Origin of the sequence: Serratia sp. CY52157 (assembly GCF_052168495.1) — a bacterium.
In the GTDB taxonomy this organism is placed as follows: domain Bacteria; phylum Pseudomonadota; class Gammaproteobacteria; order Enterobacterales; family Enterobacteriaceae; genus Serratia; species Serratia ureilytica.
In genome coordinates this window covers 469,456-487,170 of the sequence record NZ_JBJNMO010000001.1, presented here as the reverse complement: position 1 = coordinate 487,170, position 17,715 = coordinate 469,456, and the positions used below count along the sequence as shown (strand labels likewise).

Annotated in this window: 16 protein-coding genes and 1 other annotated feature; of the genes, 2 read left to right on the top strand and 14 right to left on the bottom strand. The window is 56.4% G+C overall.

Annotated elements, in window-relative coordinates:
* Positions 1-120 precede the first annotated feature (120 nt).
* From ihfA to ACJ8IP_RS02395, 10 genes are all read right to left on the bottom strand, one after another.
* Complete coding sequence (gene ihfA / locus ACJ8IP_RS02440) at positions 121-417, bottom strand: integration host factor subunit alpha (protein WP_004931414.1); 297 nt, start codon at positions 415-417, stop codon at positions 121-123.
* Between the two features lie 4 nt (positions 418-421).
* Positions 422-2,809: a phenylalanine--tRNA ligase subunit beta gene (pheT, locus tag ACJ8IP_RS02435; RefSeq protein ID WP_033642878.1), complete on the bottom strand. Its 2,388-nt coding sequence runs from the start codon at positions 2,807-2,809 to the stop codon at positions 422-424.
* Positions 2,810-2,823: 14 nt separating this feature from the next.
* On the bottom strand, positions 2,824-3,807 hold the full coding sequence (gene pheS / locus ACJ8IP_RS02430) for a phenylalanine--tRNA ligase subunit alpha (RefSeq protein ID WP_004931416.1): 984 nt from the start codon (positions 3,805-3,807) through the stop codon (positions 2,824-2,826).
* A 187-nt stretch (positions 3,808-3,994) separates the two neighbouring features.
* Positions 3,995-4,117, bottom strand: a sequence feature (Phe leader region).
* Entirely contained in the window at positions 4,069-4,113 is a 45-nt protein-coding gene (gene pheM / locus ACJ8IP_RS02425) for a pheST operon leader peptide PheM (protein WP_121626058.1), read from the bottom strand. Its footprint overlaps the feature before it by 45 nt.
* Positions 4,118-4,230: 113 nt before the next feature.
* The gene (rplT, locus tag ACJ8IP_RS02420; protein ID WP_004931417.1) at positions 4,231-4,587 is read right to left on the bottom strand and encodes a 50S ribosomal protein L20; all 357 of its coding nucleotides are present in this window, start codon (positions 4,585-4,587) and stop codon (positions 4,231-4,233) included.
* A gap of 43 nt (positions 4,588-4,630) precedes the next feature.
* Positions 4,631-4,828, bottom strand: a complete 198-nt coding sequence (rpmI, locus tag ACJ8IP_RS02415) for a 50S ribosomal protein L35 (protein WP_004931418.1) — start codon at positions 4,826-4,828, stop codon at positions 4,631-4,633.
* 98 nt (positions 4,829-4,926) lie between these two features.
* Positions 4,927-5,478 (bottom strand): translation initiation factor IF-3, encoded by a 552-nt coding sequence (infC, locus tag ACJ8IP_RS02410; RefSeq protein ID WP_048233542.1) that lies wholly within the window; start codon positions 5,476-5,478, stop codon positions 4,927-4,929.
* Positions 5,479-5,481: 3 nt separating this feature from the next.
* Positions 5,482-7,410: a threonine--tRNA ligase gene (thrS, locus tag ACJ8IP_RS02405; protein WP_442524292.1), complete on the bottom strand. Its 1,929-nt coding sequence runs from the start codon at positions 7,408-7,410 to the stop codon at positions 5,482-5,484.
* A gap of 218 nt (positions 7,411-7,628) precedes the next feature.
* Positions 7,629-8,252: a hypothetical protein gene (locus ACJ8IP_RS02400; protein ID WP_047576017.1), complete on the bottom strand. Its 624-nt coding sequence runs from the start codon at positions 8,250-8,252 to the stop codon at positions 7,629-7,631.
* A gap of 239 nt (positions 8,253-8,491) precedes the next feature.
* Positions 8,492-9,541 (bottom strand): YrzE family protein, encoded by a 1,050-nt coding sequence (locus ACJ8IP_RS02395; RefSeq protein WP_033642876.1) that lies wholly within the window; start codon positions 9,539-9,541, stop codon positions 8,492-8,494.
* 512 nt (positions 9,542-10,053) lie between these two features.
* On the opposite strand from ACJ8IP_RS02395, the gene ACJ8IP_RS02390 reads away from it, so the two are divergent.
* The gene (locus tag ACJ8IP_RS02390) at positions 10,054-10,743 is read left to right on the top strand and encodes a MarC family NAAT transporter (RefSeq protein WP_033652461.1); all 690 of its coding nucleotides are present in this window, start codon (positions 10,054-10,056) and stop codon (positions 10,741-10,743) included.
* Between the two features lie 36 nt (positions 10,744-10,779).
* On the opposite strand, the gene ACJ8IP_RS02385 is transcribed toward ACJ8IP_RS02390, so the two are convergent.
* Positions 10,780-11,913 carry an ABC transporter substrate-binding protein gene (locus ACJ8IP_RS02385; RefSeq protein ID WP_116286382.1) on the bottom strand — a complete coding sequence of 378 codons (1,134 nt, stop codon included), beginning with the start codon at positions 11,911-11,913 and terminating at the stop codon, positions 10,780-10,782.
* 150 nt (positions 11,914-12,063) lie between these two features.
* The gene (locus ACJ8IP_RS02380) at positions 12,064-13,347 is read right to left on the bottom strand and encodes an HAAAP family serine/threonine permease (RefSeq protein WP_089191618.1); all 1,284 of its coding nucleotides are present in this window, start codon (positions 13,345-13,347) and stop codon (positions 12,064-12,066) included.
* 393 nt (positions 13,348-13,740) lie between these two features.
* Between ACJ8IP_RS02380 and ACJ8IP_RS02375 the strand changes: the two genes are divergently transcribed.
* On the top strand, positions 13,741-14,556 hold the full coding sequence (locus ACJ8IP_RS02375; protein ID WP_154231733.1) for a hypothetical protein: 816 nt from the start codon (positions 13,741-13,743) through the stop codon (positions 14,554-14,556).
* Positions 14,557-14,583: 27 nt separating this feature from the next.
* Here ACJ8IP_RS02375 and ACJ8IP_RS02370 read toward each other — a convergent pair whose 3' ends face one another.
* Positions 14,584-15,921 (bottom strand): c-type cytochrome, encoded by a 1,338-nt coding sequence (locus ACJ8IP_RS02370; protein WP_033642870.1) that lies wholly within the window; start codon positions 15,919-15,921, stop codon positions 14,584-14,586.
* 12 nt (positions 15,922-15,933) lie between these two features.
* On the bottom strand, positions 15,934-17,715 hold the full coding sequence (locus tag ACJ8IP_RS02365) for a GMC family oxidoreductase (protein WP_004931432.1): 1,782 nt from the start codon (positions 17,713-17,715) through the stop codon (positions 15,934-15,936).

Genomic DNA, 17,715 nt, shown 5'->3' with positions numbered 1-17,715 from the left:
GATTTTCGCCGTGCCAACTTAACGGCTCAATGAAGTCATGTCTATCGATTAGGAATAAACTGAATTTTGTCCCAGAAAAGAAAAAGGCCGCGCAAGCGGCCTTTTTTGATGTCACGTCACTCACCCTTTCGGGCTGGCGTTTTCTACCCGGCTTTTCAGCTTCTGCCCCGGACGGAAGGTCACCACGCGGCGCGCCGTAATCGGAATGTCTTCGCCGGTCTTCGGGTTACGCCCCGGACGTTGGTTCTTGTCACGCAGATCAAAGTTGCCAAAACCCGACAGTTTTACCTGTTCGCCATTCTCAAGGGCCCGACGGACCTCTTCAAAGAACAGTTCCACCAGGTCTTTGGCGTCCCGTTTGCTAAGCCCAAGCTTCTCAAACAGGTGTTCTGACATTTCAGCTTTAGTAAGCGCCATAGGTTCAATCCCTCAAGGATGCTTGGAATCGCTGTTTTAGAGCCTCTACGCATTTTGCAACGGTAGCGGCTATCTCCTCTTCTTCCAGTGTACGAGCGGTATCCTGCAATACCAGACTGATAGCCAGGCTCTTGTCACCTTCTGCCACGCCCTTGCCACGGTACACGTCAAACAAGTTTACGCCAACTACCTGATTTGCGCCAACTTTCTTACACTCGGCCAAAATATCTTCTGCGGGGACGTTTTCAGCCACCACAATGGCGATATCACGGCGGTTTGCCGGGAAGCGCGAAATCTCCCGCGCCTGAGGCACGGCGCGGCTCGCAAGCTTGTTCCACTCCAGTTCAAACACCACGGTGCGGCCGTTAAGATCCAGTTTACGTTCAAGTTCCGGGTGAACCACACCGATGAAACCAACGCGTTCGCCGTGCAAATAAATCGCCGCACTTTGCCCTGGATGCAGGGCCGGATTGGCTTCCGCCCGGAACTGAATTTCGGATAATTTACCGGTCAGCTCGAGGACAGACTCCAGATCCCCTTTTAAATCATAGAAGTCGACGGGCTTGCGCGCCAGATCCCAATGTTCATCGTGCGTATGGCCGGCGATCACGCCCGCCAGCATGACGTCCTGACGGATACCCAGATCTGCCGCACTATCAGGCACAAAGCGCAGGCCGCTTTCGAACAGGCGAAGGCGCGTCTGCTGGCGGTTCTGGTTATACACCACCGCGGACAGCAAACCGGTCCACAGCGACAGACGCATCGCCGACATTTCGACCGAAATCGGGCTCGGCAGGATCAGCGCTTCTTCATTCGGGTGCAGCAGCGCCTGCACTTTCGGATCGACGAAACTGTAGGTGATCGCTTCCTGATAACCGTGATCGACCAGCATGGTCTTCACGCGCTTGAGCGTCAGATCGGCTTCGCGATGCTGGGTCATCACCAAATCGGCGCGCACCGGCACATCCGGAATGTTGTCGTAGCCGTAAACGCGCGCCACTTCTTCCACCAGATCCTCTTCGATCTCCATATCGAAACGCCAGCTCGGCGCGACCGCTTGCCAACTGTCGCCCTGTTCGGTCACCTGGCAACCCAGGCGGCGCAGAATGTCGCTGACCTGCTCGCTCGGCACCACGTGGCCGATCAGGCGATCCAGCTTCTCGCGGCGCAGCGTGATGGTGGCGCGCTTCGGCAGTTCATTCTCGTGAGTCACGTCGATAATCGGGCCGGCCTGGCCGCCGCAGATGTCGAGCAGCAGGCGCGTGGCGCGCTCCATGGCTTTGTACTGCAGTGCCGGATCGACGCCGCGCTCATAGCGGTGAGAAGCATCGGTGTGCAGGCCGTGACGGCGCGCGCGACCGGTGATCGACAGCGGGCTGAAGAAAGCGCACTCCAGCAGCACGTCCTGGGTTTCGCCGTTGACGCCGGAATGCTCGCCGCCGAAGATACCGCCCATCGCCAATGCTTTTTGGTGATCGGCGATCACTAAGGTGTCGGCGTTCAGTTTGGCTTCGTTGCCGTCCAGCAGCGTCAAGGTTTCCCCTTCTTCCGCCATGCGCACCACGATGCCGCCGTCGATGCGACTCAGATCGAAAGCGTGCATCGGCTGGCCAAGTTCCAACAGCACATAGTTGGTGACGTCGACGACGGCATCGATAGAACGGATACCGCAACGACGCAGTTTTTCACGCATCCACAGCGGGCTTGGCGCCTTCACGTTGATGCCTTTGACCACGCGGCCCAGATAACGCGGGCACGCCTGCGGCGCATCAACGCGGATCGGCAGCGTGGCGTCAATCGTCGCGGGCACCGGGCTCATGTCCGGCTCGGTCAGCGCAACCTGGTTCAGTACGCCCACGTCACGCGCGACGCCGATGATGCCCAGGCAGTCGGCGCGGTTCGGGGTGACGCTGATCTCGATGGTGTTGTCGTTCAGTTTCAGATAGTCACGGATGTCGGTGCCAATCGGCGCATCCAGCGGCAGCTCGATAATGCCGTCATGATCGTCAGAAATGCCCAGTTCGGAGAACGAACACAGCATGCCTTCCGAAGGTTCGCCGCGCAGTTTGGCGGCCTTGATTTTGAAATCGCCCGGCAGCACCGCGCCCACGGTGGCGACCGCCACTTTCAGGCCGGTGCGGCAGTTCGGCGCGCCGCAGACGATGTCGAGCAAGCGATCGCCGCCCACGTTAACTTTAGTGACGCGCAGTTTATCGGCGTTCGGGTGCTGACCGCACTCGACAACCTCACCCACCACGACGCCGTTAAACGCGCCGGCAACCGGATCCACGCCGTCCACTTCCAAACCGGCCATGGTGATTTGATCGGATAATGCTTCGCTGCTGATGGCCGGGTTTACCCACTCGCGCAACCAGAGTTCACTGAATTTCATGTGATATTCCCGCCTTACTTAAACTGTTTGAGGAAACGCAGATCGTTTTCGAAGAATGCGCGCAGGTCGGTGACGCCGTAACGCAGCATCGTCAGGCGCTCCATGCCCATACCGAAGGCGAAGCCGGAGTAAACTTCCGGATCGATGCCCACGTTGCGCAGCACGTTCGGATGCACCATGCCGCAGCCCAGCACTTCCAGCCATTTACCGTTTTTACCCATCACGTCCACTTCGGCGGACGGCTCGGTGAACGGGAAGTAGGACGGACGGAAACGAACCTGCAGGTCTTCTTCAAAGAAGTTATTCAGGAAATCGTGCAGCGTGCCCTTCAGGTTGGTGAAACTGATGTCTTTATCGACGATCAGCCCTTCCATCTGGTGGAACATCGGGGTGTGAGTCTGATCGTAGTCGTTACGATAAACGCGGCCCGGCGCAATGATGCGGATCGGCGGTTGCTGGTTCTTCATGGTGCGGATCTGCACGCCGGAGGTCTGAGTGCGCAGCAGGCGCGTAGCGTCGAACCAGAAAGTATCGTGGTCGGCGCGCGCCGGGTGATGCCCTGGAATGTTCAGCGCGTCGAAGTTATGGTAATCGTCTTCAATCTCCGGGCCAGTAGCGACGGAGAAGCCCAGCTCGCCGAAGAAGGTTTCGATGCGGTCGATGGTGCGGGTCACCGGGTGCAGGCCGCCGTTTTCCATGCGACGGCCCGGCAGGGAGACGTCGATGGTTTCAGCCGCCAGGCGCGCGTTCAGCGCGGCGCTTTCCAGCGCGTTCTTGCGCGCGTTCAGGGCGTCTTGCACCTCTTGCTTGGCCTGGTTGATCACCGCGCCGGCCGCCGGACGGTCTTCCGCCGGTACGTCGCGCAGAGACTGCATCTGCAAGGTGAAATGACCTTTCTTGCCAAAATATTCGACGCGCACCAAATCTAACGCGGCAACATCCTGGGCATCTTCTACGGCTGCCTTGGCATTGGCAACCAGCTCTGCGAGATGTGGCATTGCTTTCCTCTTCCTCTGGCCGGGATGGCCCTAAGTAATTGTTATCTATTATTCGAACACGCCTTTGAGCAATCTTCAAAGACTTTTCAATGCGTTGCCGGCCAGGCGGCTCGCCTGCGCGGCGCAGGGCCAGCTGAGTACCCGCCGTTCTCACCGCAACGCTTTGCAAGGCGGGACGATGGCCAAAAACAAAAAAGCCTCCACGAGGGAGGCTTAGGCGCTACTTTTCGTTTCTTTTCTTACGCGCAAAGCCTCCTGAAATCAGGCGCTAAAGTAAAAAAAGAAACGAAAAATAGCTGCGTGCATGATTGCGGTACCTTGTCGATGATTGTCCACCAGTGATATAGCGGCGGGCAATGAAAGTCAATATTTGTCGCTGAAAACAAAGATTAAAAGAGGGAGCAAGCTCCCTCTTCTACTGACTTACGCCAGAGCTGCTTTCGCTTTCTCAACCAGTGCGCCGAAGGCCACTTTGTCGAAGACTGCGATGTCAGCCAGGATCTTACGGTCAATTTCGATCGAGGCTTTTTTCAGGCCGTTGATGAACTTGCTGTAAGACAGACCGTTCTGACGAGCAGCTGCGTTGATACGTGCAATCCACAGCTGACGGAACTGACGCTTACGTTGACGACGGTCACGGTAAGCATACTGACCTGCTTTGATTACTGCCTGGAAGGCAACACGATATACGCGCGAACGGGCACCGTAGTAACCTTTCGCCTGCTTCATGATTTTCTTGTGACGTGCGCGTGCAATTACACCACGTTTTACGCGAGCCATATGCTCTCTCCTAAAGTCTTATTCTAAATTCAAAAAAAATGGCTTATGCGTACGGCAGGCACGCGGTAACCAGGACCAGATCGTTTTTAGACACCATGCCTTTCGGACGCAGGTGACGTTTACGCTTGGTTGCTTTTTTGGTCAGAATATGACGCAGGTTGGCATGTTTACGCTTAAAACCACCGCTGCCGGTTTTTTTGAAGCGCTTGGCTGCACCACGTACAGTTTTAATCTTTGGCATTTTAATTAAATCCACTTCGCATTGTTAAACAACGAATCAGTTGGGCGAATAAAACCCACACAGCGCAAGCGCCGCGCGGGTTCCATTACTTGTAAGCCTTACTGTTTCTTCTTAGGAGCGAGCACCATAATCATCTGACGGCCTTCGATCTTCGTAGGGAAGGACTCGACCACTGCCAGATCCATATCTTCACACAGGTCTTTACGGACGCGGTTAAGCACTTCCATGCCGATCTGCTGGTGCGCCATCTCACGCCCGCGGAAACGCAGGGTGATTTTGGCTTTATCGCCATCTTCCAGAAAGCGAATCAGGTTGCGTAGTTTGACCTGATAGTCGCCATCATCGGTGCCAGGACGGAATTTGATTTCCTTAACCTGGATAACTTTTTGCTTCTTCTTCTGTTCTTTCGTCGACTTGCTCTTCTCGTAGAGGAATTTGCCGTAATCCATGATTCGGCAAACTGGCGGTTCGGCATTTGGGCTGATTTCTACTAAATCAACGCCCGCTTCCTCAGCTTTTTCAAGAGCTTCATTCAGACTGACAATACCAATCTGCTCGCCATCGACGCCGGTTAGGCGAACTTCTTGCGCGCGAATTTCTCTGTTAATGCGATTAGGACGCGCCGGTTGAACTCGTTTTCCGCCTTTAATACTTTATTCCTCCAGTTGATGAAGACTACGGCTGCGAATCTCTTTCAGCAGCTTGTCTACGACTTCGTTTACGTCCAGGCTTCCCAAGTCTTTGCCACGGCGGGTACGAACGGCAACTTTGCCTGCTTCGACCTCTTTGTCACCGCACACCAACATGTAAGGGACTCGACGTAAAGTATGTTCGCGAATTTTAAAGCCAATCTTCTCATTTCTCAAGTCCGCTTTCACGCGAATACCTGCATCCTGCAGTTTTTTGGTCAATTGCTGGACGTAATCAGACTGGCTGTCGGTGATATTCATCACCACCACCTGCACCGGAGCGATCCAGGTCGGGTAGAACCCGGCATATTCTTCGGTAAGGATACCGATGAAGCGTTCCATGGAGCCCAAAATGGCGCGGTGAATCATTACCGGCACGACGCGATCGTTGTTTTCGCCAACGTACGATGCGCCCAAACGGCCCGGCAAGAAGAAATCGAGCTGCACGGTACCACATTGCCATGCGCGATCCAAACAATCATGCAGGGTAAATTCAATTTTCGGTCCGTAGAAGGCGCCCTCGCCCGGCTGGTACTCGAACGGAATGCCGTTCTCGGTCAGCGCGGCGGCCAGGTCTTCTTCCGCACGGGTCCACATGTCGTCGGTGCCGATGCGTTTTTCCGGGCGCGTGGACAGCTTGACGGCGATCTTGTCGAAGCCGAAAGTGCCGTACACGTCATAGACCATGCGAATGCATTCGTTCACTTCGGCGCGCACCTGCTCTTCGGTACAGAAGATGTGGGCGTCATCCTGCGTGAAGCCGCGCACGCGCATCAGGCCGTGCAGGGAACCCGAAGGCTCGTTGCGGTGGCAGCTGCCGAATTCGCCCATGCGCAGCGGCAAATCGCGGTACGACTTCAGGCCCTGGTTGAAGATCTGCACGTGACCCGGGCAGTTCATCGGCTTGATGCAGTATTCGCGATTTTCCGACGCGGTGGTGAACATGGCGTCTTTGTAGTTTTCCCAGTGGCCGGTTTTTTCCCACAGCAAGCGGTCCATCATGAACGGACCTTTCACTTCCTGGTACTGGTACTCTTTGAGCTTCATGCGCACGAAGGCTTCCAGCTCGCGGAAGATAGTCCAACCGTCGTTGTGCCAGAACACCATGCCCGGCGCTTCTTCCTGCATATGATACAGGTCGAGCTGTTTGCCGATCTTGCGGTGATCGCGCTTGGCCGCTTCTTCCAGGCGTTGCAGGTAGGCGTTCAGCTGCTTCTTGTCTGCCCAGGCGGTACCGTAGATACGCTGCAGCATTTTGTTTTTGCTGTCGCCGCGCCAGTAAGCGCCGGAGGTTTTCTGCAGTTTGAAATGGTGGCAGAAACGCATGTTCGGCACGTGCGGACCGCGGCACATGTCGACGTATTCTTCGTGGTGATACAGGCCCGGACGATCGTCATGGCTGATGTTCTCATCCAGGATCGCCACTTTATAGATTTCGCCGCGCTCAGCGAAGATGTCGCGGGCTTCTTGCCAGCTGACCTTCTTCTTGATGACGTCGTAATCCTTATCGGCCAACTCGTGCATCCGCTTTTCCAGCAGATCCAAGTCTTCCTGCGTCAGGGTGCGGTCGATATCCACGTCATAATAGAAACCGTTGTCGATCACCGGACCGATCGCCATTTTGGTATCCGGCCACAGCTGCTTGATCGCATGACCCAGCAGGTGCGCGCAGGAGTGGCGCATGATTTCCAGACCGTCTTCGTCTTTGATGGTGATGATGGCCAGCTGCGCATCTGATTCGATCAGATCGCCGGCGTCGACCAGCTCGCCGTTGACACGGCCGGCGATACAGGCTTTCGCCAGGCCAGGGCCGATATCGCGCGCGACATCCATCGGGGAAACGGGGTGGTCGAAATGACGCTGACTTCCGTCAGGAAGGGTAATAACAGGCATTAATAATTCCTTATCTACAGTGGTGACCCACACGACAGATCACATGCAGTACGAAAATTGGATTTTGGGTTTGGTCAGCCAGGTTTCAGATCTCGCCCACAATTGCCAGATTGAAACCTCACTGGGTATACAGAATGGAACGCATACCTTCTCAGCCGCATTCGGCTAAGCGAATAGTATCACTAAAATTGTTCCGGATAAATAAAGCGCCGCCGCCCTCACGCTTTCGCTCTATCCGGCGCAAACACGCCTTTCAGATAGCTAAGGGTGGCTAGCAGGCACAGGCCGTAGCCCAGCAGTTCGCATCCCTCTTCCACCATGTTTTTCACCACCCGGTTGTAACCGTCCAGCATCAGCGTTTGCCACAGCGCGCTCATGCCGAACAGGCGTGAAAACACCAGGATACACAGCAGGCCGGCGCACATCATGCCGTAGCCGGGGTGCGACACGATATAGACCAGGCCGCGCGCCGTAGCCGCAATATGCCTTGCGGCATGCCACAGACAGGCCAAGGCGACCGCCAGCGCGAACCACACCCAGGCGCCGTGCCACAACGCATCGAAAGCGAAGTCCATCTCGCGGATCAGCATGCAGAGAAAGAAGCCGCCAACCAGCAGCCAGGCGGAACGACGCTCGGCCTGTCGCCGAGCCGCGGCGAAGAAACCGCCGGAGATGGCGAGCAGCAACAGCTCCTGCGCCGCTTCGGTCAACGAGGTTTCATGCACGAAGTTATGCAGCCAGTGCACATCGATAAACACCAGGCCGACCAATGCCGCCATGAAGGCGGCGGAAAGCGCGAATGCGCCGATTTTCCCCAGTAAAATATGCAGTTCTTGTTTCATAATCACACTCATTATTATTTACAGCGCATCTATGGTATCCACCTGTTCTCAGGGATCGTGGCAATTGATGCCTAATGCCCTGCGCCGCACGAAAGGTGGTCGTTAATTACGCCGAAACAATAAAAAACCCCGGCACCTGGGCCGGGGTAAGGCCAGTCTTTCCTGGCAGTCACTTCATCGTCGTCAGTATTCCAGGCTCTCATCCCTATATCATCGAGACGCGCAAAGGAGCCTGAAGATTACGCCTGCGCAGGTGATACCGCGATACGGCGGACATTGGTGTTAACGCCCCACAAGCCGGCCAACGCACTGACCACTGCGCCAATCAACAGCGCAAAGAACGACCACAATGCGGCCCGCGACAATTCGTCCGCAGCAGCGGCAGCCTGTTCGCGCGCCTTCTGTTTCAGCTCCACATACTCCTGTTTTGCCTGATTGATTTTTGCTTCGGCGTCATCCAAACGCTGATTAACCAGCTGCGCAGTTTTATTTTTGGCTTCGACCAAATTCTTCACCGTCTGGTCCACTTCCTGCGGCGTCATATCGGTATTTTCCGCCAAGGCCTTTTTCAGGGCGTCTTGATCCACATCTTGCGAGATGGCCTCACCCTGTTTTTTAAGCTTGGCGACCAGTTGATTAATAATGGCGTCGCTATTGTCAGGCTGAAGTGCCAGAGCTTTTACTGCGTCCGCCAAATCAGTTTTGGCCGCATTCAACTGCTGTTGCATGAATTCAGGCTGCAATGACGGGATACCGCTTTTTTTGAGCGCCGTAACCACATCGCCTTGCAGCTGTTCAGGTTCCAAGGTTGTGTCAATGCCCAACTTGTCAAACACTTTACCGCCGGCGTCCGCCAATCCGGATGCCCCTTTGCCAATCGCTGAACCGGCGCCGGAGAGCAAGCTGCCGGAGGTCGAAGCGATAGCGCCCAGCGCATTGCCGGTCGCCTTCACGGCAGACCCGACCAGCATCCCACCCAGCACCGCCGCCACAATCAGTGACGTCGCCCATACCAGGAAGCCATGAATAAGTCCGTCATTAGCAGCCAAACGCCCGGCAATAAAAGCGCCGGCAGCCAAACTAATAATGATTGAAACAGCGGACCAAATCACTACGGTGGTACCGGCGCCGTTTATCGGATCGTCTGATGTCGGATCCACGATGGAGAATCCAAGACTGGTGCCTAACGTCGACAGCAACAGTGAAACAGCCAATACGGTGATCACGCCGCCGATGACGCTGCCCCAGGAGATTTTTTTCGCCGCTACCCATTCTTTTGCCACTTCCATAGTAAAACTCCTTTTAAGTTTTCGATTATAAAGAAATGCCAGAAAGCCTTACCATTATAGACTCGCTTCATCAATCAGGCGGTTAAAGGGTGAAAACAGTTAAAAATAATTAATGATAATGACTTCAGACGTGCGTTTACTTTCAGCGGCGCTACGCTGACAGACCGCCTTAGCGTCACTATTCTTACGCTATCCACCAATGAACAAGGTCTTAGCGCACAACATGAACCGGTTACTCGCAGCCCTCATCGTGGCGTGCGCGGCATTGGCGACGTTATATGGGCTGGTGCATTTTGGCGCACGTTCGGTGCCGCGCGCGATTGCGGTCAACGAGGCGCCGCTGGGGTGTGAGGATGAACCTGAGCTCGCCGGCCGGCGACGCTGAACGCCCGGGCCGACGGTTAATTAACGTTACGAGCTATCCCCATTGCCGCCAGGCGTACGGCAGGCTAGGCTGTTCAGCTCATGGGCCGCCGTTTGGCGGCTTGAACGTTGCACAGGGAGTCTATTTTATGACGGGTATTTTGCAGTTATTCCAGGCCATCGGACTGGGTTTGGTGCTGCTGTTGCCGCTGGCCAACCCGCTGACCACGGTGGCGTTGCTGCTCGGGTTGTCCGGCAATATGACGCGCGAAGAGCGTAATCAGCAGTCGCTGATGGCCTCGGTTTATGTGTTCTGCATCATGACGGTGGCGTTTTACGCCGGGCAGGTGGTGATGAACACCTTCGGCATTTCGATCCCCGGCCTGCGCATCGCCGGCGGCCTGATCGTCGCCTTCATCGGTTTTCGCATGCTGTTCCCGCAGCAGAGCCCCGAAGACGCGCCGGAGGTGGAGAGCAAGTCGCACGAGCTGCGCCACAAGACGTCGGCCAACATCGCCTTCGTGCCGCTGGCCATGCCGAGCACCGCCGGGCCGGGCACCATCGCGATGATCATCAGCTCGGCGTCGAGCGTCAAAGCGAACTCGCTGGGCTTTGAACCCTGGGTGTTGGCCGTGGCGCCGGTCGCCATCTTCCTGACGGTCGCGGTGATCCTGTGGGCCTGCCTGCTCAGTTCCGGCGCCATCATGCGGTTGGTCGGGAAAAGCGGCATCGAGGCGATCTCGCGCCTGATGGGGTTCCTGCTGGTGTGCATGGGCGTTCAGTTCATCATCAACGGCGTGCTGGAGATCATCTCCACCTATACACCGGCCGCCGCCTGACCATGAAAAACGGGCGCGACATCGCGCCCGTTGCCGTTATTTCCCCGCTGGCGCCTGCGCGCCCAAAATGCCCTTGCCTTCCGGCACTTCGGTAAAGCGACTGAGGATCTCGCTGTAGGTCTTGGCCGGATCCAAATCCGGGAACTGCGCCGGATAGATAAACTTCGCCAGATACTCCAGCCCGACGATGTTGTACGGGTGGTTGTAGAAGTTATGGTAGATGCCGTAGAACCGCCCTTCCTTCACCGCCGACACCTGCGAGAACCCCGGGCGCTGCTTCATGCGGTTGAAGGCCTCATCCACCTGCTGCTGCGTCACGCCATAGCCGAACGGCACCGCGGCGTTGGTCTTGCTGGCCCACTGCGAGCCGGAAACGATGTAGGCATCCGGTTTCATGCTGATCACTTTTTCCAGCGCCACGTCGCCGGTCGCACCCGGCAGCAGCGCAGAACCGATGTTGCGCGCGCCGACCGCTTCGACCAACGCGCCCCAGCCGACGTGCGCATGGGTGAAGCAGCAGGATTCCAGGCCATTCAGACCGGCCTTGGCTTCGAAGAACACCAACGGTTTGGGTTCCACCGCCTGCGTTTTGGCCAGAATGGCCTGATAATGCTGCTGATAATAATCGGTATATTGCTTGGCTTCGCTTTCGCGGTTGAGGGTTTCCCCCAACAGCGTCACGCTTTTCGGCGTGTTTTCCACCGGCTTGAGCATGGTATCGATAAACAACACCGGCACGTTCAGCGCCTTCAGCTTATCCAGCACGCCGGTTTGGCTCAGGGAAGGTTTGGAGCGCAGCTGGGCGATCATCAGATCGGGCCGCTTGGCGATCACGCTCTCCAGATTCACTTCGCCTTTATCGCTGAATCCCATGTCGATGATGTTTTTCGCCGCCGGCCATTTGCTCTGCAAGATTTCCCAGGTCGCCGCGTCGCTTTTCTTCAGCAGGTTATTCCAGGCCACCAGCCGGCCGAACGGGTTGGCGCGATCGAGCAGCGCCAGCGTAAGAATGTCGCGCCCGTCCTGCACCACGATGCGTTTCGGCTCCTGCGGGAGGGTGACCGTCTGGCCGGAGGTGTCGGTCAGGGTCAACGGATAGGTAGTGGCCATCGCCGGAGAGGCGAGTAAGGCGGCGCAAACCAGCGCCGGCAAAGTGATTCGACGGTGCACGAAAGACTCCTTAGTCATGAATACATTCAGGAAATACTAATGAGAATGGCTTGCATTATCAAAGATAACGCCCGGCATGCCGACGATTAATTGCAAAGGGATGTGTAAAGGAAGGATAAGAGGCGCGCCGGAGCCGGCGCGCCCAGGGGATCACATCAGGCCGTAGATTAGCGCCGAGAGCGCGATCAGCCCCATCACCAGCACGAAGACGTTGCTCGCCGCGCGATATTGGCGCATGGCCGGCACCGCACGCACGGCGTACATCGGCAGGATGAACAGGATCGCCGCAATCAGCGGGCCGCTGATGGTTTCGATGATATGCAGCGCGCTGGGGTTCCACACCGTCGCCGCCCAGGTGAGCAGGAACAGCGACACCGCCGAGATACGGTGCGTCATGCGCGAGCTGAGCGGCTTGCCGACCGCGCGCGTGACGCCGTCGATCAGGCTGGTCGCCCCTTCCGTCACCCCCAGCGAGGTGCCGAGATAGGATTTGGCCATCGCCAGCATCGCCATCACCGGGCCAAGGTAGGCGATCAGCGGGTTGGAGAACTTGTTGGCCAGCGTGGTCAGCACCGTGATGTTCTGCTCTTTCGCCTGCAGCATGTCTTCATGAGACAGGCTCAGCACGCAGCTGAACACGAAGAACAGCACGGTAACGCAGATCAGCACATAGCTGTAGCGCATGATGCGCGCACAGCGGCGTTCCGCCTTGTCGCCGTACAGGCTCTTCTGGGTCGAGGCGAAGGAAGAGATGATCGGCGCATGACTGAAGGAAAACACCATCACCGGCACGGCCAGCCACAGAGAATGCCACAACCCCGGCGTGTCGAAGCGGGTGGCGGCCAGGCCATGCACGAAGTTGGCGGTATTCCAGCTCGGCATCAGATAGAGCGAAATGCCCATCAGGAACACCAGCAGTGGGAACACCAGCATGCCCATCGCCGCCACGATGCTGTCTTTGCCGCGCAGCAGCACCAGATTGAGCACCACCACCACGGCCAGGCTCAGCCACAGGCGCGGCAGCGGCGCCACGTGAAACTGATGGATCAGGAAGCTGTCCAGCGCGTTGGTGATCGAAATGCTGTACACCAGCACGATCGGGAAGAACGCCATCAGATACAGCACCATGATGATTTTGCCGGCCAGCACGCCGAAGTGTTCCACCACCACATCGTGAATGTTACCGTCGCGGCTGGAGCCGGAAAGCACGAAGCGGCTGAGCGCGCGGTGCGGCAAATAGGTCAGCGGGAAAGCGAACAGCGCCATCAACAGCAGCACCAGCGGGCCGTTCAGGCCGGCGTTGATCGGCAAGAACAACGTACCTGCGCCCACCGCAGTCGCATAGAGACCGAACATCCAGACGGTGTCGGTTTTGTTCCATTTGGCAGTCTGAGCGGCCGTCAGCGTGCCTGAATCGGGAGAAATCGTACTCATGAGACAGTCTACCTTAATCTGCGGCGACAACGATTGCGCCTAACGGGATATCCTTCTCCGCGAGTTTTTTAATAATAATCAGTGAATTAAAGCGATATTTCATACTTACGCCTGATGAAAGGACGGCAAAGGATAATGAAAAATCCGCTGCGGGTCTATGTTTTATCGGCTGAACGGACGATTTATAACCAAAAAACTGATGATGAAATCTATAAACATCCCTTACTTATGATGTAACCAAGGAGATGGTGACATGTAAAAAAGTGATTTAGTTTCTAAGAAAATGCACCTAACAAAAACTTCCTGCAACAACATCCTTAGATTAATATATTAATAGAACTGAAACACATAGATAAGCAGAATAAAAAGCATTACATCTAATAAGGAGATAGCATGAATGACACGTTAAATGAGGCTATAAATGTAGCCAAAGAACGCATGAGTGGTCCTTTAGGATATATATCCATATCATTTCTTGCTTATAACTGGTCTTGGTTTTACTATCTTATATTCAGCAATAAACCTGCAGAATTTAAAATATCAACCGTAATTCATTCATTTCCCATATATTCTGGAGTTGGATATCCTGTTGCATTCGGAATTGCAATGGCTATTACCATGCCATTTATTCTTGCGGCTTTCAGACTAATCACATATAAAGCAGAGATAATTATAAAGAAAGCAGATAGTGACGCAAAAAGTTTCGCAGATGAATACGCAGCAGATAAGAAGTTAACGCTTGCCAATAAACATCATGAAGCGACAACAAAGATAGCAAACATTGAAGATTTGAAGAAGCAAAGGCAGAACCTGCTCACCGAGATAACCAATCTACAGGAGAAATTAGAAGAATTACAACACTCAGAAGTCCAAGCAAGAAGTGAGCTACTTATTGCAATGCAAGAAAGTAAGGACATGACGTACGCAAATCAGAGTGGTGCAATTTATAGAGGTAAAATCAGCGCACTGGAAGATGAAGTCAACACCAAATCGGAATGGAATATTTTATATCAAAATGAATTAGAAAAAAACAGCAAAACCTTGTTGGAAAACAGAACCGACTTGGTCTCACTGTTAAGTATAATCAAGAGAAAACCAAGCTGGAAATACGGACTAAGTAAAAAAGAAGTTGAGAGAATTTTATTTATAACGGAAAAAGTTAACCATTGTTTTACTGATAAAAAAATAGTGAATGATAGTAAAAACTAAGGGCCCCTTGCGGAGCCCTTAAACGGTTTACTTCTTCGCGTCCGGATGGTCCGGCACCTCGGCGCTGCCCATCTCCTTCTCATCGCGGATCATCGATCGGTCTTTACGCACGTCGGCCACGTCGGAGGCGCTCACCGGTTTGGCGCTGTTGCCCCAGCTGGAGCGGATGAAGTTCACCACGTCCGCCACCTGCTGATCGTTCAAACGCCAGCCAAACGGCGGCATGGTGATGTTGGACACCGCGCCCTGCACCGCCGGCGTGGTGTTGCCGGTCAGCACGATATGGATCAGCGAGGTCGCGTCCTCGGTCTGCACCACCGGATTGCCCTTCAGCGACGGGAAGGCGCGCTTGTAGCCCACGCCGTCGGTGCGGTGGCAGGCCGCGCAGTTATCAACATACAGGGCCGCGCCGGGCTTGCTGTCATTCCCGCGCCACAGATCCTTGGCCACGCTGTCTTCGACCGGCGCCGCCTGCTGCTTGCCGTCTTTCGGCGGCAGCGATTTCAGGTAGCGCGCGATGGCGGTCAGATCGTCGTCGCTCAGGTATTGCAGGCTGTGCTCCACGACGTCGCTCATGCCGCCGAACACGATGGCTTTGTCGTTACGGCCGGTTTTCAGGAACTCGGTCAGCTCGGCTTCGCTCCAGCTGCCCAGGCCGTCCTTGCGGTCGCCGCGCAGGCTGGAAGCCACCCACCCATCGATCGGCGCGTTGCTCCCGGACAGGTAGTCGTCGCTTTCGCTGTTGCTCAACGCTTTCTCCTGCATGGTGATGCTGCGCGGGGTATGGCAGGCGCCGCAGTGGCCCAGGCCTTCCACCAGGTAGCGGCCGCGCTCAATCACCGGATCGGCCTTGGCGTCAGCGACGAAGTCCGCCGGCGACGGCGCAAACATGCCGCGCCAGATGCTCAGCGGCCAGCGCATCGACAGCGGCCACGGGATGTCGGAGTCCTTGTTGGCCTGCTCCACCGGCTGCACGCCGTGCATGAAATAGGCATACATGGCACGCATGTCGTCCTCTTTCACCAGCGCGAACGACGGGTACGGCATCGCCGGGTACAGGGTGCTGCCGTTTTTGGCTACGCCCTTACGCACCGCGTTGTCGAAATCCTCGAAGCTGTAATCGCCGATGCCGGTTTTCTTGTCCGGCGTAATGTTGGTCGAGTAGATGGTGCCGATCGGCGTCTCCATCGCCAGGCCGCCGGCGAAGGTCTTGCCGTTCTTGCCATCGGTATGGCAGGCCACGCAGTCACCGGCGCGCGCCAGGTACTCGCCGCGCTTGATCAGCTCGCTGCTGACGGTGGCGTCCTGCGCCCAAACGGAGAAACTCACTGCACTGAGAACCAGTGCCGGTACAAATGCTTTCATCGTTCGCCGTCCTTATGCCTGCACCAATGGGCCTGGGTTTTTCAGATACTGCTCGCGAATGGCGCGGGCAGACCAATAAGCCAGCGCCGCCACGGTGCCGGTCGGGTTGTAGCCCAGCCCTTGCGGGAAGGCAGATGCGCCGATCGAGAACACGTTGTGCACATCCCAGCTCTGCAGATAGCGGTTGACCGCGCTGGTCTTCGGATCTTCCCCCATCACCGCACCGCCGTTCATGTGGGTAGTCTGGTAGCTGGTGGTATCGAAGTGGCTGTTGGCGTTTTTCGGGCTGCCGGCGATCAGTTTCGGGTTCATCGCCTTGGCGATCGGCGCCATCTTGTCGTACATGAACTGCGCCATCTTGATGTCGTTTTCCTGCCAGTCGAACGTCATGCGCAGCAGCGGCTGGCCGAACACGTTCTTGTAGTTGGGATCGAGATCCAGATAGTTGTTGCGGTACGACTGGTGCGCGCCGTGGGCATCCATCGAGACGTGGTGGGTGTAGGCATCCGCCACCGCCGCTTTCCACTTGCTGCCCCAGGCCGGGGTACCCGGCGGGGTCGGCAGGCCGGAGATCGGCTTGGTGCCCGCCTGGTTGACCCAGAACGGCGAACCGCCGACGAAGCCTTCTTTGGCGTGATCGAAGTTGTCGGCGTTGAAGTCATCCACGCCCACGCCGTTGCCGCCGGCGCCGATGAACGGGTTGGTGAAGACGTCTTTATCAAAGAACGCCTTGATGGTGGTCATGTTCTGGTAGGCGAAGTTGCGCCCGACCACGCCTTCGCCGGTCACCGGATCGTAAGGCTTGCCGATGCCGGACAGCAGCATCAGGTGCACGTTGTGGAACTGGAACGCGCCCAGGATCACCAGGTCGGCCGGCTGTTCAATCTCACGGCCCTGCGCATCGACGTAGTTCACGCCGGTGGCGCGGGACTTGTCATCGGTCAGGTTGACCTTCAGCACGTTGGCGTTGGTGCGCAGCTCGAAGCGTTTCTCCATGCGCAGCGCCGGCAAGATGTTGACGTTCGGCGAGGCTTTGGAATACATGTAGCAGGCGTAGCCGCTGCAGAAACCGCAGAAGTTGCATGGGCCCATCTGCGCGCCGTACGGGTTGGTGTAAGAGTCCGAGGTGTTGGCGGACGGCAGGTTGTAAGGGTGGTAACCCACCTCCAGCGCCGCTTTCTCGAACAGCTGGGCGGAGTAGGTGTTTTTCTGCGCCGGCAGCGGGAAGTCGTCGGAGCGATCCGGCGCAAAGCGGTTACCGCCCTTCTGCGCCACTTTCTGCCCTTTGATGGTCCAGGCGGTGCCGGAAGTGCCGAACACTTTCTCCGCTTTGTCGAAGAACGGTTCCAGCTCGTCGTAGGTCACGCCGAAGTCCTGGATGGTCATGTCCTTCGGAATGAAGTTTTTGCCGTAGCGTTCTTCATAATGGCTGCGCATGCGCAGTTCAATCGGATCGACGCGGAAATGTACGCCCGACCAGTGCAGACCGGCGCCGCCGACGCCGGTGCCCGGCAGGAACGCCGCCAGCTGGCGGTAAGGCACCGCGGTCTGGCTGCTGTTGTGGCGAATGGTGACGGTGCTTTTCGACAGATCCTGGAACAGCTTGCGTCGAATGTTATAGGTCAGCTCGTCGATCACCTGCGGATAAGACCCGTCCGGGTAGGTGTCGCGCATCGGGCCGCGCTCCAGCGCCACCACGTTGAGGCCGGCCTCGGTCAGCTCTTTGGCCATGATCGCGCCCACCCAGCCGAAGCCGACGATCACCGCGTCTACTTTTTTCATTACCGTTGCCAT